The 14,389-nt window shown below is 71.7% G+C and carries 14 protein-coding genes and 1 pseudogene; 7 read left to right on the top strand and 8 right to left on the bottom strand.

The window, feature by feature from the left end; all coding sequences use genetic code 11:
- Nucleotides 1-106: 106 nt before the first annotated feature.
- Nucleotides 107-1,372 (bottom strand): Ig-like domain-containing protein, encoded by a 1,266-nt coding sequence (locus tag ACFCZ1_RS25735; protein WP_376680619.1) that lies wholly within the window; start codon nucleotides 1,370-1,372, stop codon nucleotides 107-109.
- 133 nt (nucleotides 1,373-1,505) lie between these two features.
- Nucleotides 1,506-1,808: a hypothetical protein gene (locus tag ACFCZ1_RS25730; RefSeq protein ID WP_376680618.1), complete on the bottom strand. Its 303-nt coding sequence runs from the start codon at nucleotides 1,806-1,808 to the stop codon at nucleotides 1,506-1,508.
- Between the two features lie 146 nt (nucleotides 1,809-1,954).
- Between ACFCZ1_RS25730 and ACFCZ1_RS25725 the strand changes: the two genes are divergently transcribed.
- Nucleotides 1,955-2,299, top strand: coding sequence for a hypothetical protein (locus ACFCZ1_RS25725; protein ID WP_376680617.1), 345 nt, complete (start codon nucleotides 1,955-1,957; stop codon nucleotides 2,297-2,299).
- 64 nt (nucleotides 2,300-2,363) lie between these two features.
- Here ACFCZ1_RS25725 and hutH read toward each other — a convergent pair whose 3' ends face one another.
- The 5 genes from hutH to ACFCZ1_RS25700 all read right to left on the bottom strand — a co-directional run bounded on the left by hutH (nucleotide 2,364) and on the right by ACFCZ1_RS25700 (nucleotide 8,228).
- A complete protein-coding gene (hutH, locus tag ACFCZ1_RS25720) occupies nucleotides 2,364-3,905 on the bottom strand; it encodes a histidine ammonia-lyase (RefSeq protein WP_376680627.1) in 1,542 nt (513 codons plus the stop codon).
- Nucleotides 3,906-4,023: 118 nt separating this feature from the next.
- A complete protein-coding gene (locus tag ACFCZ1_RS25715) occupies nucleotides 4,024-5,139 on the bottom strand; it encodes a diguanylate cyclase domain-containing protein (RefSeq protein WP_376680616.1) in 1,116 nt (371 codons plus the stop codon).
- Between the two features lie 105 nt (nucleotides 5,140-5,244).
- Nucleotides 5,245-6,036 carry an enoyl-CoA hydratase/isomerase family protein gene (locus ACFCZ1_RS25710; RefSeq protein WP_376680615.1) on the bottom strand — a complete coding sequence of 264 codons (792 nt, stop codon included), beginning with the start codon at nucleotides 6,034-6,036 and terminating at the stop codon, nucleotides 5,245-5,247.
- A 23-nt stretch (nucleotides 6,037-6,059) separates the two neighbouring features.
- Nucleotides 6,060-7,214 (bottom strand): adenylate/guanylate cyclase domain-containing protein, encoded by a 1,155-nt coding sequence (locus tag ACFCZ1_RS25705; protein WP_376680614.1) that lies wholly within the window; start codon nucleotides 7,212-7,214, stop codon nucleotides 6,060-6,062.
- A gap of 150 nt (nucleotides 7,215-7,364) precedes the next feature.
- The gene (locus ACFCZ1_RS25700) at nucleotides 7,365-8,228 is read right to left on the bottom strand and encodes a biotin--[acetyl-CoA-carboxylase] ligase (protein WP_376680613.1); all 864 of its coding nucleotides are present in this window, start codon (nucleotides 8,226-8,228) and stop codon (nucleotides 7,365-7,367) included.
- Nucleotides 8,229-8,310: 82 nt separating this feature from the next.
- On the opposite strand from ACFCZ1_RS25700, the pseudogene ACFCZ1_RS25695 reads away from it, so the two are divergent.
- The 5 genes and pseudogenes from ACFCZ1_RS25695 to ACFCZ1_RS25675 all read left to right on the top strand — a co-directional run.
- Nucleotides 8,311-8,746: pseudogene (locus ACFCZ1_RS25695) on the top strand (helix-turn-helix domain-containing protein); the annotation flags it as partial.
- Between the two features lie 167 nt (nucleotides 8,747-8,913).
- Complete coding sequence (locus tag ACFCZ1_RS25690; RefSeq protein ID WP_376680612.1) at nucleotides 8,914-10,506, top strand: acyl-CoA carboxylase subunit beta; 1,593 nt, start codon at nucleotides 8,914-8,916, stop codon at nucleotides 10,504-10,506.
- A gap of 12 nt (nucleotides 10,507-10,518) precedes the next feature.
- Nucleotides 10,519-10,728, top strand: a complete 210-nt coding sequence (locus tag ACFCZ1_RS25685; RefSeq protein WP_376680611.1) for an acyl-CoA carboxylase epsilon subunit — start codon at nucleotides 10,519-10,521, stop codon at nucleotides 10,726-10,728.
- 113 nt (nucleotides 10,729-10,841) lie between these two features.
- The gene (gene mmpB, locus ACFCZ1_RS25680) at nucleotides 10,842-10,988 is read left to right on the top strand and encodes a morphogenic membrane protein MmpB (RefSeq protein WP_328927313.1); all 147 of its coding nucleotides are present in this window, start codon (nucleotides 10,842-10,844) and stop codon (nucleotides 10,986-10,988) included.
- A 76-nt stretch (nucleotides 10,989-11,064) separates the two neighbouring features.
- Nucleotides 11,065-11,679 carry a nucleoside triphosphate pyrophosphatase gene (locus tag ACFCZ1_RS25675; protein WP_376680610.1) on the top strand — a complete coding sequence of 205 codons (615 nt, stop codon included), beginning with the start codon at nucleotides 11,065-11,067 and terminating at the stop codon, nucleotides 11,677-11,679.
- Here ACFCZ1_RS25675 and ACFCZ1_RS25670 read toward each other — a convergent pair.
- Nucleotides 11,660-12,181 carry a hypothetical protein gene (locus tag ACFCZ1_RS25670; RefSeq protein WP_376680609.1) on the bottom strand — a complete coding sequence of 174 codons (522 nt, stop codon included), beginning with the start codon at nucleotides 12,179-12,181 and terminating at the stop codon, nucleotides 11,660-11,662. The genes ACFCZ1_RS25675 and ACFCZ1_RS25670 overlap by 20 nt on opposite strands.
- A 375-nt stretch (nucleotides 12,182-12,556) precedes the next feature.
- On the opposite strand from ACFCZ1_RS25670, the gene ACFCZ1_RS25665 reads away from it, so the two are divergent.
- Entirely contained in the window at nucleotides 12,557-14,317 is a 1,761-nt protein-coding gene (locus ACFCZ1_RS25665) for an acetyl/propionyl/methylcrotonyl-CoA carboxylase subunit alpha (RefSeq protein WP_376680608.1), read from the top strand.
- The last annotated feature ends 72 nt before the right edge of the window (nucleotides 14,318-14,389 follow it).

Here is a 14,389-nt window from a genome sequence, read left to right as displayed (position 1 = left end):
GGGGGGGGGGGGGGGGGGGGGGCGGGGGGCCTGAAACGGGCGTCGGGGGGCAACCCGTGGGGTTTCCCGCCGTCCGCCCGGATGCGCCGTGCCGTCAGGGGCTCCGTCAGGAGGCCGCGCCGGCCTTCCACTCCGACCAGCCCATGTTCCAGCCGTTGAGGCCGTTGTCCGGCTTGATGGTCTTGTCCGGGGAGTTCACCACGGTGACCACGTCGCCGATGAGCGAGTTGTCGAAGAACCAGGCCGCCGGCTGGTTCGGGTCGCCCGCGCCCTTGGCGTCGTTCAGGCCGACACAGCCGTGGCTGGTGTTGACGCTGCCGAAGATCGAGTCCGATCCCCAGTAGTTGCCGTGGATGAAGGTGCCGGAGGTGGACAGCCGCATGGCGTGCGGGACGTCCTTGATGTCGTACTCGCCCTTGCCCTCGTCGTTCTTGAAGCCGACGGTCGAGCCGTCCATCCGGGTCTCCTTGAACTTCTCGGAGATCACCATCTGGCCGTTGTAGGTCGGGTTCTCCGGGGAGCCCGCCGAGATCGGGATGGTCTTGAGGACCGCGCCGTCCCGGGTGACCGTCATCTTCTTCGTCTTCGTGTCGACCGTGGAGACCTGGCTGCGGCCGATCTTGAAGGTGACGGTCTTGTTCTGGACGCCCTGCACACCGGGAGCGCCCTGTACGCCTTCCAGCGCCAGCTTCAGCGTGACGGTGGAGTTCGCCTGCCAGTACTGCTCCGGGCGGAAGTCCAGCCGCTGCGCGCCGAACCAGTGGCCGACGACCTCCTGGCCGCTGCTGGAGGTCACGGAGATGGCCGCCTGGACGGCCTTCTGGTCCTTGATCGGCTTGTTGAAGGTGATCGAGACCGGCATGCCCACACCGACGGTCTGGCCGTCGTCCGGGATGAACGAGCCGACGAAGCTGTTCTCCGGGGAGACGGTGGTGAAGGAGGCGTTCTCGTGCGCCTCCCGGCCCTCGGCGTCCTTGGCGGTCGCCGACAGGGCGTACTTCGTGGAGCGCTTCAGCGCGGCGTCCGGCTTCCAGCTCTTGCCGTCAGCGGCGATCTTGCCCGCCACGGCCGCGCCCTCGCTGGTCTTCAGCTCCACCTGCGTCAGGGTGCCGTCGGCGACGGCGACGTTCGTCGCGTCGTTGAGGCCGACATTGGTGGCGCCGTCCTTCGGCGTGATGGTTATTCGGGCCTTGGAGGCGTCCTTGGCCGCCGCCGCGTCGACATCCGCCTGGGACTTGCTGCTCTCGCCGCTGCCCTTCGGTTCGCCGCCGTCATTGCAGGCCGAGAGCATCAGTACACCGCCGAGCACGGCGGATATGGCCACCAGGGACCTTCTCCGCCGCTTGCTGTCCGTCCTCACACGCCACTCCATCGTTGCCGGAACCCCCGAGGCTGCCGTCCCGGGGTGGGCCGGGCAGGGGGAATCACCCCCTGCCTCTGCCATGACAACGCGATAACGACGCGGATCGGTTCCACATTCCGTTGGGATGTGGGCCACCACACGGTCAGGCGTTGTCGGTTTCTTCGTCGAAGTCCCCATCTTCCTGGTCCATGTCCCACTCCATGGACTCGGGGTCGTATTCGACGGGCTCGCTGCTCCAGGAGGCCTGCGCGAGCTCCACGCCGGGGATCTCCAGGACCAGGTCGGTGGGGTCGACCAGGTAGGCCAGGGCCTCCGATTCGTCCTCCCGGACGGCGGACTCGGCGTGGCCGCGCTCCTCGTCCGGCATGAACTCGTCGGCCTCGATGTGAGCGAGCGCGGCTCCGGTCAGTGCCTGCGGGTCCGGCACCTCAAGTACCAAATCCACCCGAAGTCGTACGTATCGTGATGTCTCAGAAGAGTTCATACGACGGAGAGTAAGCCCGCGGAACCCCTGACTTTCCCACGACCCGCCCCTTTCCGTAGCATCACCGCACACGGCCAATTCGCTGCTGCCACAAGGGGGATCGCACCGTGTCCGCACGTCGACCGCTGCTCACCGCTCTCGGAGCGACCACCCTCCTCGCCGCCCTCTGGTTCGTACCATCGGCCAACGCCACCGCACCGGAGCAGGCACCAGGCCGTTCCGGCGCGCCCTCGTCCGCGAACACGGCCCGGACGACGGACCTGACGGCCACTTCGACGACCACTTCGACGGCGGCGGGGCCGGACGCGCCGCCGGACGCCCGTCCCGCGGCCGTCACGCTCGCCGACACCGGCTCCGTCGACACCTCCCCCTACCTCCTGGGCGGCACGCTCTGCCTCGGCGTCGGGGCCGGTTTCGTGGCCTTCTCCGTACGCCGCTCCCGCACCGCGTGAACGGCGAAGGGCCGCCCCCGGTGGCGGGGCGGCCCTTCGCCGTTCACTGCGCGTGCGGACGGTGTCAGGCGAGCGGTCCCGTCACGCCCTCGACCGCGTCGACGAGGGCGCCCGTACGGATGAACTCGTCGGCGGCGGCCAGGTCGGGAGCGAGGAAACGATCCGGCCCGGGACCCTGCACGCCCGCTGCCCGGGCGGCGGTGATCGCGGCCCGGCTGGCCGGGGCCGGGGTGAGCCCGTGGCGCAGCTCGATGGCGCGGGTCGCCGCGTACAGCTCGATGGCGATGATCCGGGTCAGGTTGTCGACGGCGGTACGGAGCTTGCGCGCGGCCGACCAGCCCATCGAGACGTGGTCCTCCTGCATCGCGGAGGAGGGGATGGAGTCGGCGGAGGCCGGCACCGCGAGCCGCTTCATCTCGCTGACCAGGGCGGCCTGCGTGTACTGGGCGATCATCAGCCCGGAGTCCACGCCGGCGTCGTCCGCGAGGAACGGCGGCAGGCCGTGCGAGCGGTTCTTGTCGAGCAGCCGGTCGGTGCGCCGCTCGGCGATGGAGCCGAGGTCGGCGGCCGCGATGGCCAGGAAGTCCAGGACGTACGCGACCGGGGCCCCGTGGAAGTTGCCGTTGGACTCGACGCGCCCGTCGGGCAGGACCACCGGGTTGTCCACGGCGGCGGCGAGCTCGCGCGAGGCCACCAGGGCGGCGTGCGCCATGGTGTCGCGGCCCGCGCCGGCGACCTGCGGGGCGCAGCGCACGGAGTAGGCGTCCTGCACGCGGGGGGCGGTCTCCTCCTGGTAGTGGCGGACGAGCCCGGAGCCCTTCAGCACGGCGGCCATGTTCGCGGCGGAGGCGCCCTGGCCGGGGTGCGGGCGGATGGCGTGCAGCTCGGGCTGGAGCACCTTCTCCGTACCGAGCAGCGCCTCCAGCGTCAGCGCGGCGGTGATGTCGGCGGCGGTGTAGAGCTTGCCGAGGTCGGCGAGGGCCATGACGAGCATGCCGAGCATGCCGTCGGTGCCGTTGAGGAGGGCGAGGCCCTCCTTCTCGCGGAGCTCGACGGGCTCGATGCCGGCTTCGGCGAGCAGTTCGCCGGCGGGGCGGACGGTGCCGTCCGGGCCCTCGGCGTCACCCTCGCCCATGAGCGCGAGCGCGCAGTGGGAGAGCGGTGCGAGGTCGCCGGAGCAGCCGAGGGAGCCGTACTCGTGGACGACGGGGGTGATCCCGGCGTTGAGCACGTCGACCATGGTCTGGGCGACGGAGGGCCGTACGCCGGTGTGCCCGGAGGCGACGGTCTTGAGCCGGAGGAACATCAGCGCGCGGACGACCTCGCGCTCGACGCGCGGGCCCATGCCCGCGGCGTGCGAGCGGACGATGTTGCGCTGGAGCTGGGCGCGCAGCTCGGGGCTGATGTGCCGGGAGGCGAGGGCGCCGAATCCGGTGGACACCCCGTAGACGGGCTCGGGCTTGGCGGCGAGCGCGTCGACGATCTCCCGGGAGCGGGCGAGTGCGTCGAGGGCCTCGCCGGACAGCTCGACCCGCGCGTTGCCGCGGGCGACGGCGATGACGTCCTCGGCGGTGGTCCCGGACGTCCCCACCACGACAGTGTGCATATCCATATTCAGCACCCTACGGATTGAATCGCTGTATGTCACTAGGCAAAATTGTCACGATCGCGCAGTACGAGCACCCCTTACCGAGAGCCCCGGCCGGGCGACGGGCCGGGGGCCGTCATTGACGCCCGCGGAAGCGGCGCCGCTCCCCCGGAGCCTCCTGGGCGGCCGCGTCGGCGAGGCGGACCACCGCGGTGTCCCGGCCCGCCACCACCGGCTTGGCCGAACGGGCGGCCTTCGCCTTGTACTGGGCGGCGTCGGCGAGGCGGAACAGCCGACGGGAGGACTTGACCAGCCCGATCGGGTCCCCGGTGGAGGCCACCCCGCAGGCCACGCCCTCGCCCAGTTCCAGCTCGGCGGCCCGGGCGCACAGCTCCTCGGTGACCCGCACCACCTCGTCCGCCGTGGGACCCAGCCCGACCAGGCAGAACTCGTCGCCGCCGAGGCGCGCCACCAGTGCGCCGGGCAGCATGGCCCCGCACAGGCTGAGCACCGACCCGAACCGCTCCAGCAGCCGGTCGCCCATGGCGTGGCCCAGGGTGTCGTTGACCTTCTTCAGCCCGTTCAGGTCGCAGACCACGAGGCTGACCACGGCCCCCGTCCGCCGGTGCTCCTCCAGGGCCTCGTCGAGCCGCATGTCGACCGCCCGCCGGTTGGCGAGGCCGGTCAGCGGGTCGGTGAAGGCCAGGCGCCGGGCCTCGGCCAGCCGCTCGTTCTGCGCGAGGCCGGCGGCGACCACGGCGGCGAGCACGGTCGCGAACTCGGCGTCGTCCTCGTCGAAGTCGGGCAGCCCCTCGTCCCGGGCCACGTACAGCTCACCCCAGGCCCGCCCGCTGAGCACGATGGGCGCGACCACGCAGGTCCCGCGCCCGCGCCGGCGCAGGGCCTCGCCGCGGCGGCCCGGCCGGTCGCCGACCGCGCTCTCGACCCAGGCGTGCGGGCCGCCGCCACCCGCCCAGCGCTCGTGCAGGAACTCGGTGATCTCGGGGAAGTCGTGGACGGGATAGGACTCGTCCTCGGGGAACTCCTCCTCCCCGCTGCGCCGCTCCCCCTCGTTCACGAGCACCCGCAGGCGCCCCCGCTCGCGCTCCCACGCGGAGATCGCGGCGAAGGAGCCGTCCAGGGCCACCCGCGCCCCCCGCGCGGCCGCCCGCACACTGTCCCGCGGCACGCACGCCGCGGCCATCGCCTGCGCGAGGCTCACCACGGCCCGCAGCCGCCCGTCGACTCCCATCACCCCAGGTTAGGTAGTTTTGCCCAATTCAGTGATAGTCGGCGCGGCTTTCGGTAGCAAGATCACCAGCGGTGACGGCGGCGCGGCGGCCCCGCCGGACACCCCCTAGCGCCCGGGCCAGTTCGGCTTGCGCTTCTCGTTGAACGCCGCCACACCCTCGGCCCGGTCACCCGAGAAGGCCACCGTCCGCCAGGCCGCGTCCTCGATCTCCAGACCGGCCGCCAGGTCCATCCCGTGCCCCAGCCGCAGCGCCCGCTTGGCGGCGCGCAGCCCGACGGGGGAGTTCGCGGCCATCCGCCCGGCCAGGGCGAGGGCCTCGGCCGTGTCCGTGCCCGCCGGAACCACCGAGTCCACCAGGTTCAGCGACAGCGCCTCGGCCGCCTCCACCCGGCGCGCCGTGAAGATCAGCTCGGCGGCCCGCGCCGCTCCGACCCGGCGCGGCAGCAGCTGCGTGCCCCCGCCGCCCGGGATCACGCCCACCGACACCTCGGGCAGGCCGACCACCGCCGTCTCGTCGGCCACGATCACATCGCAGGCCAGGGCCAGCTCGAATCCGCCGCCCAGCGCGAAGCCGTGCACGGCGGCGATCGTCGGCATCGGCAGCTCCAGTACGCCCCCGTACGCCCCGCGCGTGGTCGGCCGCTGCCGCACCAGCTCGGCGTCCGACAGGGAGTTGCGCTCCTTGAGGTCAGCCCCCACGCAGAAGGCCCGCTCCGCGGCGGAGGAGAGCACGACCACCCGTACGGACGCGTCCGCGGCGAGCTCGGCGCAGGCCGCCCCGATGGCGCGGGCCATCTCCGTGGACACCGCGTTCATCGCCTTGGGGCGGTCCAGGACCAGCTCCGCGACCCCGCCATCGTGCCGACGTACCGCCACGAACTCAGACTGCACAGCCACAGGACCCTCCCGGTTAACGAACGTTACCCGGGGATCTTAGGCTTCCGCCTGGTCAGCGACCAGGGCTCCACGACACCCAGCCCGCGCACCGGACGCTGCCACATCGGCTGGAGCGCGAAGCGGTACACGCCGCCGCCCTCCTCCGACTCGGCCTCCTTCTCCGACACCGGCGCGGCGCCGGTCCGGCCCAGCTCCTCGGCCATCGCCCCGTCCACCAGCACCGCGTCCTTGGGGGCTATCGACGTCAGCCGGCTCGCCAGGTTCACCGTGGTCCCGAAGACATCGCCCATCCGGGTCGTCACCGTGCCGAAGGCGATCCCGACCCGCAGCTCCGGCATCTGCGGATCGGCTTCCATCGTCTCGATGAGCCGCAGCGCGATCTCCGCCGCCGTGGCCGCGTCGTCGGCGCAGTACAGCACCTCGTCGCCGAGCGTCTTGATCAGCCGGCCGCCGTGCGCCGCCACCAGGTCCGCCGACGTCGTCTCGAAGGACTCGACCAGCTCGCCGAGCTCCTCCTCCTCCAGCCGCCGCGTCAGACGGGTGAACCCCACCAGGTCGGCGAAGCCCACCGCGAGCCGCCGGTCGACCATCTCCTCGTCGTCCGCCACCTGCACGACACGCCCGGTGGCGGCCGCCAGCTGGCGGCGCCACACGTAGACGAGGAACTCCTCCAGCTCGGGCAGCAGCAGCTCGACGAGGGGGTAGGTGACCTCCGTACGGGTCATGCCCGGCTCCGGCGGCTCCGTCAGCCCCTCGAGGAACGAGTCGATCTGCCACTCCGCGAGGCGCGCCGTGGTCTGCCCGGTGGACCGCGCCACCTGCACCGCCATCGGCTCGGACAGCAGCCCGGCCTCCACCAGACCGGCGAGCCGGCGCAGCGCCAGTACGTCCGCCTCCGTCAGGGCCTTGGCCTGGCCGATGTCCGCGAAGCCCATCGCCCGCCAGAAGCGGGAGGCGAGCTCCATCGAGACGCCGGCGCTGCGCGCGGCCTGGAAGGGGGTGTACCGGCGCTCGGCACCCAGGATCAGCTGTTCGAGCCTGATCGCGAGGGGGTCCGCCGTCGGCTGGGCGGTGTGGTCCACCTCGTGCAGCGGGGTGTGCTGGTCGCGCCCGATCGGGGTGCCGGGACCAGAAGGCCCGGGGGCGGACGCGCTGGACGCAGAGTCGTCGACGGTCAAGGGCCGCCTCCTGTCCATTTCCGTGCGCACTGCCCTGCCGAACCGGGTGATCACCACGAGTACCGGGATCGCCTAAACCATACGGCAGGTGTGCCGTAGCTCACTCCCCCTGCCCGTTTTGCGGCTCGCTCCGTCCGGGTCCGGCGGCCCTCAGTGGACCGACCTCAGGTGGACGACGTCCCCGGCCCCCACCGCTTCGTGCTGTCCCTCGGCCGTCCGGATCACCAGGCGGCCGTCGGTGTCGACCGCTTCGGCCGTTCCGGTGAGCGTGCGGCCCCCGGGCAGCTCCGCGCGGACGTGACGGCCCAGCGTCGCGCAGCCCGCCGCGTAGGTCTCCTGGAGGCCGCTGGAGGCAGGGTCGCCGCCGGCCGCGCGCCAGTTCCCGTACCACTGCTCCAGGGAGCGCAGGACGGCCCTCAGCAGCGGGTCCCGGTCGGTCACGGCCGCCTTGGCCAGCGCCAGGGACCCGGCGGCCGGCACCGGCAGCTCGTCCTCGGTGAGGCTGACGTTGAGCCCGATCCCGATGACCACGCCGTCGGCGACCCGCTCGGCGAGGATCCCGCCGGTCTTGCGCTCCTCGCCGTCCACGGTGACCAGCAGGTCGTTGGGCCATTTGAGGGCGGTGTCCACGCCCGCCGCCCGCGAGAGCCCGCCGGCGGTGGCCACCCCGGCCAGCAGGGTCAGCCACCCCCACCGCTCCTGGGGGACGGCGTCGCCCGGCTTGAGCAGGACGGAGAAGAACAGCCCGGACCGGGCCGGCGCGACCCAGCTGCGGTCGAGCCGCCCGCGCCCGGCGGTCTGCTCTTCGGCGACGAGCACGGCCCCCTCGGGCAGCTGCGCCGCCCGGGCCGCGAGATCGGAATTGGTCGACCCGGTGGCGTCGACGACCTCCAGGGAGGTCCACAGCCCTTCCCCGGTGACGAGGGCCCGCTGCAGGGCCGCGGCGTTCAGGGGCGGCCGGTCCAGGCTCGACCAGCGACCGGCGGAAGCTCCAGCTGATGCATCTGATGGCATTTTCGAGTTCCTTTGCGTTACCGCACGTGATCCTTCGACCCGGGATTGTGTTCGGATCGTGACCGACCCTAGCCTCCGGCCTGTGGGGAATTCTCCGGTAAAGCGGGCATTCAAGTTCCGTTTCCACCCCGACGACGCTCAAGCAGCGGAACTGTCGCGGACCTTCGGTTGCGTACGGAAGGTCTACAACCTGGCCCTGTCCGCCCGAGCCCGATCTGCGTTCTCCTACCGGGACGGGCAGCTCGCGCCGGCCAAGGTGGTCGCTCCTCTCGCCATCGTCCGGTCACGCCCGCTTCCGGACGGCATCGAGCCCTGCACCGTCACGGTGTCCCGGGACTCAGGCCCGCCGTTGGTTCGTCTCGCTCCGGTGCGAGGAGCGAGGACACCCCGAGGCCATGCCCGCCACCGCGAGCGCCATCGGCATCGACGTCGGGCTGACGGCCCCGGTCACCCTCTCCAGCGGTGAGGAGGTCGCGAACCCGAATCCCGGACGCAGGGACCGGGAGCGCCTCACCCGCCGGGGGCCGTCCCCCTAGGGAAGGCGGCGAGGCCAGGCAAGCCAATGCAGGTGTGTCAAACGCCGCACTGCCGAGCGCCATGCCCGCCGATACGCTACGCACCAGTAGCCAGCAGTAGTCATCCAATTGACCAGGCCGTTGACACCACGCAGGGAGCCGCGACCCCGATGTCACAACCGTCAGAGCCGATCGACATGCACACCACCGCGGGCAAGATCGCGGATCTGCAGCGCCGCATCGACGAAGCCACCCACGCCGGATCCTCGCGTGCCGTGGAGAAGCAGCACGCCAAGGGCAAGCTGACGGCGCGTGAGCGGGTTGCCCTGCTGCTCGACGAAGGTTCCTTCGTCGAGCTGGACGAGTTCGCCCGGCACCGTTCCACCAGCTTCGGGCTGGAGAAGACCCGCCCGTACGGCGACGGCGTCGTCACCGGCTACGGCACGGTGGACGGCCGCCCGGTGGCGGTGTTCTCGCAGGACTTCACCGTCTTCGGCGGTGCCCTCGGCGAGGTCTACGGCCAGAAGATCATCAAGGTCATGGACTTCGCCCTGAAGACCGGCTGCCCGGTCATCGGCATCAACGACTCCGGCGGCGCCCGCATCCAGGAGGGCGTCAGCGCGCTGGGCATGTACGGGGAGATCTTCCGCCGCAACGTCCACGCCTCCGGGGTCATCCCGCAGATCAGCCTCGTCGTGGGGCCCTGCGCGGGCGGCGCCGTCTACTCCCCCGCCATCACCGACTTCACGGTCATGGTGGACCAGACCTCGCACATGTTCATCACCGGCCCGGACGTCATCAAGACGGTCACCGGCGAGGACGTGGGCTTCGAGGAGCTGGGCGGGGCCCGGACGCACAACAGCACGTCCGGCGTCGCGCACCACATGGCGGGCGACGAGAAGGACGCCATCGAGTACGTGAAGTCGCTGCTCGCGTACCTGCCGTCGAACAACCTCTCCGAGCCGCCGGCCTTCCCGGAGGAGGCGGACACCGAGGTCTCCGACGCGGACCGCGAGCTCGACGCACTGATCCCGGACAGCGCGAACCAGCCGTACGACATGCACACCGTGATCGAGCACGTGCTCGACGACGCGGAGTTCCTGGAGACGCAGTCGCTCTTCGCGCCGAACATCCTCACCGGCTTCGGCCGGGTCGAGGGCCACCCGGTGGGCGTCGTCGCCAACCAGCCGATGCAGTTCGCCGGCTGCCTGGACATCGACGCCTCCGAGAAGGCGGCGCGGTTCGTCCGTACGTGCGACGCCTTCAACATCCCGGTGCTGACGTTCGTGGACGTACCGGGCTTCCTGCCGGGCACCGACCAGGAGTACAACGGAATCATCCGGCGCGGCGCGAAGCTGATCTACGCGTACGCCGAGGCCACCGTCCCCCTGATCACCGTCATCACCCGCAAGGCCTTCGGCGGCGCGTACGACGTCATGGGCTCCAAGCACCTCGGCGCGGACCTCAACCTGGCCTGGCCGACGGCGCAGATCGCCGTCATGGGCGCCCAGGGCGCGGTCAACATCCTGCACCGGCGCACGATCGCGGAAGCCTCCGCGGAGGAGGTGGACGAGACCCGGGCGCGGCTGATCACCGAGTACGAGGACGCGCTGCTGAACCCGTACACGGCCGCCGAGCGCGGTTACATCGACGCGGTGACCATGCCGTCGGAGACGCGGGCACACGTGGTGAAGGGGCTGCGCCAGCTCCGCACCAAGCGGGAGTCCCTGCCGCCGAAGAAGCACGGCAACATCCCCCTCTAGGAGGTCAGTCCTGTGGTGATCAAGGTCGTCAAGGGAAACCCGACCCCGGAGGAGCTGGCCGCCGCACTGGCGGTGGTCCAAGCGCGCGCGGCGGTGCTGGCATCGGCGCCGTCGGGCGCGCCGCCGGTGGCGGACGAGTGGGCGGCGCCCGCCCGGGTGGCACGGCACCGGCTGCCGCAGCCGGGGCCGCGGGCGTGGGGCCGTACGTACTGGCCCGGCTAGGGCGCGTACTGCCCCGGCCAGGGCGCGATCGTGCCGAAGATGGTGTGAACGGGCGGCGGCGCCTGAGTACGGGTACTCAGGCGCCGTGCCCGTCCCGGGGTCAGGATCGGAGCATGCTCTGGTCCGATCCCAAGAACGAGCCGCCGAAGGACATGCGCGACGCGCAGGCGATGGTCCGGCGGCTGACCGTGGTCCTGGCCCTCGCCATGCTCGTCGTGGTCTACGTGCTCGGCGTCGACCACCTGGCCGACCACTTCTAGGCCCTGCCGTCACAGCGGCGCCTGGCCCGCGCTGCTTTGACGACGGGACTTAGGGGTGCCCCGCAGCGCCCCTACGATGGCCACCATGACTGTCGAACCGCGCCCGCTCGTCCTCGCCTCCGCTTCCCCCGCCCGGCTGAACCTGCTGCGGCAGGCCGGGCTCGCCCCGCACGTCATCGTCAGCGGCTTCGACGAGGACGCGCTGGACCACGACGAGCCGGCCGAGCTGGCGCTGGCGCTGGCCGAGGCGAAGGCGGCGGTCGTGGCGACCCTGGACGGGGCCGCGGGCGCGCTGGTGATCGGCTGTGACTCCGTGCTGGAGCTGGACGGCGAGGCACTGGGCAAGCCGGCCGACGCCGAGGAGGCCACCGCGCGCTGGAAGGCGATGCGCGGGCGGTCCGGAATCCTGCGCACGGGCCACTGCGTGATCGACACGGCGACCGGCCGTCAGGTCTCGGCGACGGCGTCCACGACGGTCCGGTTCGGCGAGCCGACGGACGCCGAGGTAGCGGCGTACGTGGCGAGCGGCGAGCCGCTGCACGTGGCGGGGGCGTTCACGCTGGACGGGCTGTCGGCGCCGTTCATCGAGGGCATCGACGGGGACCCCGGCAACGTGATCGGGCTGTCGCTGCCGCTGCTGCGCTCCCTGCTGGGCGAACTGGGTGTATCCATCACGGATTTGTGGGCTTGAGTTCCCCGAACGGCGGCGGGGTGTCCTGCACCCCGCCCCCCGGCCCGGACGCGGTCCCGGATCCCGCCCCGGATCCCGCCCCGGAGGCGGACTCGCCCGGGACGGGTCCGCCCGGGACGGCGTAGAGCGTCAGGGTCAGGACGAGGAGGCACAGGATCAGCGTCGTCACCGCGAAGGCGCCCCAGCCGACCAGGACGACGGCGAGGATGCCGAGCACCCCGTGGGTGACGGCCGCGGTGACGAGGACGACGCGGGCGAAGGATCCGGGCGCCCGGTCGCGGACGGCCGTGACGGCGACGAGCACGGCGCACAGCAGGAGGAAGGCGCCCATGCCCGCCCCGAGGCCGTAGGTTGCCTTGGACATGACATCCGGGTCGCTGCCCGCGATCGACATCGACTGGTTCGCGGTGGTCTCGCCCAGCACGATGTGGACGAGCACGAGCACGGCCGCTTCCGCGACAAGTACGATCGCGGCCAGTCCGGCCACGAGTCTGCGCAGCATCGCGCCCCCACCCCCCACGCGTCACAAGCCTGTTCGACGCCTGGAGGCTACTAACGGGTAAACGTGCGGACAAGGGGTCCGGACCGCTTCGTTACGTGAGGACCCCGGCATGGCGATCATGCAAGGAAAACGTGGGCCGTTCGTAGGGACTCGACAAAGAATCACCCGGGGCGGCTGACCGGCAAGACAGAGACCTTGGCTACATGACGGGGTTACTGTGCAGTCGGGGATCCCCCTGACTTGGGGCGCCATAAGGGTTCCCCGGTAGTGAGGGCCTCGGATCACACTCTGTGTGGGCAAGGTCACCACCGGGGAAGGGTCGAAAGGCCGTGTGGAGTGTCCCTAAACTCAGCTTGTTTCAAGGAGGGAGCCATCGTGCGCAAGGTGCTCATCGCCAACCGTGGCGAAATCGCTGTCCGCGTTGCTCGGGCCTGCCGGGACGCCGGGATCGCGAGCGTAGCCGTCTACGCCGATCCGGACCGGGACGCTCTGCACGTCCGCGCGGCCGACGAAGCTTTCGCGTTGGGCGGTGACACCCCGGCCGCCAGCTACCTGGACATCTCCAAGGTCCTCCAGGCCGCAGCCGATTCCGGTGCGGACGCCATCCATCCCGGATACGGATTCCTGTCCGAGAACGCCGACTTCGCGCAGGCCGTCATCGACGCGGGCCTGACCTGGATCGGACCGCCGCCGCAGGCCATCCGTGACCTGGGTGACAAGGTCGCCGCCCGGCACATCGCCCAGCGCGCCGGTGCGCCGCTGGTCGCCGGTACGCCGGACCCGGTCTCCGGGGCCGAGGAGGTCGTGGCCTTCGCCAAGGAGCACGGCCTGCCGATCGCCATCAAGGCGGCCTTCGGCGGCGGCGGCCGCGGCCTCAAGGTCGCCCGCACCCTCGAAGAGGTGCCGGAGCTCTACGACTCCGCCGTCCGTGAGGCCGTCGCCGCCTTCGGCCGCGGCGAGTGCTTCGTCGAGCGCTACCTCGACAAGCCGCGCCACGTCGAGACCCAGTGCCTCGCCGACAGCCACGGCAACGTGGTCGTCGTCTCCACCCGTGACTGCTCGCTCCAGCGCCGCCACCAGAAGCTGGTCGAGGAAGCCCCCGCCCCGTTCCTGAGCGAGGCGCAGAACGCCGAGCTGTACGCGGCGTCGAAGGCGATCCTGAAGGAGGCCGGCTACGTCGGCGCGGGCACCGTCGAGTTCCTCGTCGCCGCCGACGGCCTCATCTCCTTCCTCGAGGTCAACACCCGCCTCCAGGTCGAGCACCCGGTCACCGAAGAGGTGGCCGGCATCGACCTGGTGCGCGAGATGTTCCGCATCGCCGACGGCGAGGAGCTCGGTTACGGGGACCCGGTCCTGCGCGGCCACTCCTTCGAGTTCCGCATCAACGGCGAGGACCCGGGCCGCGGCTTCCTCCCGGCCCCCGGCACGGTGACGAAGTTCGCCGCCCCGTCGGGTCCGGGTGTCCGCCTCGACGCGGGCGTCGAGTCCGGCTCGGTCATCGGCCCGGCCTGGGACTCCCTGCTGGCCAAGCTGGTCGTCACCGGCGCCACCCGCGAGCAGGCGCTCCAGCGTGCCGCCCGCGCGCTGGCCGAGTTCGAGATCGAGGGCATGGCCACGGCCATCCCGTTCCACCGCGCCGTCGTCGCCGACCCGGCCTTCGCGCCCGCGGAGGGACCCTTCACGGTCCACACCCGCTGGATCGAGACCGAGTTCGTCAACGAGATCCCGGCGTTCGCGGCTCCGGCCGCGGAGGACACCGAGGACGAGCCGGGCCGCGAGACGGTGGTCGTCGAGGTCGGCGGCAAGCGCCTGGAGGTCTCGCTCCCGTCGTCCCTGGGCATGACCCTGGCCCGTACGGCGGCGGCGGGCGGCGCCAAGCCGAAGCGGCGCGCGGCCAAGAAGTCCGGCCCGGCCGCCTCCGGTGACACCCTCGCCTCCCCGATGCAGGGCACGATCGTCAAGGTCGCGGTCGAGGAGGGCCAGCAGGTCACCGAGGGCGAGCTGATCGTCGTACTCGAGGCCATGAAGATGGAGCAGCCGCTCAACGCGCACCGCTCCGGCACCGTCGTCGGCCTCACGGCCGAGGTCGGCGCCTCCCTCACGTCGGGCGCCACGATCTGCGAGATCAAGGACTGACGTCCGCGGCCCGCACAACGCAATCGGCCCCCAGGACCCGTTCGGGTCCTGGGGGCCGACGTCATGTGCGGG

The sequence above is a fragment of the Streptomyces sp. NPDC056224 genome, assembly GCF_042267665.1.
Classification (GTDB): domain Bacteria; phylum Actinomycetota; class Actinomycetes; order Streptomycetales; family Streptomycetaceae; genus Streptomyces.
The sequence above is the reverse complement of the archived record's forward strand: the minus strand, read 5'-3'. Positions and strand labels throughout refer to the sequence as shown.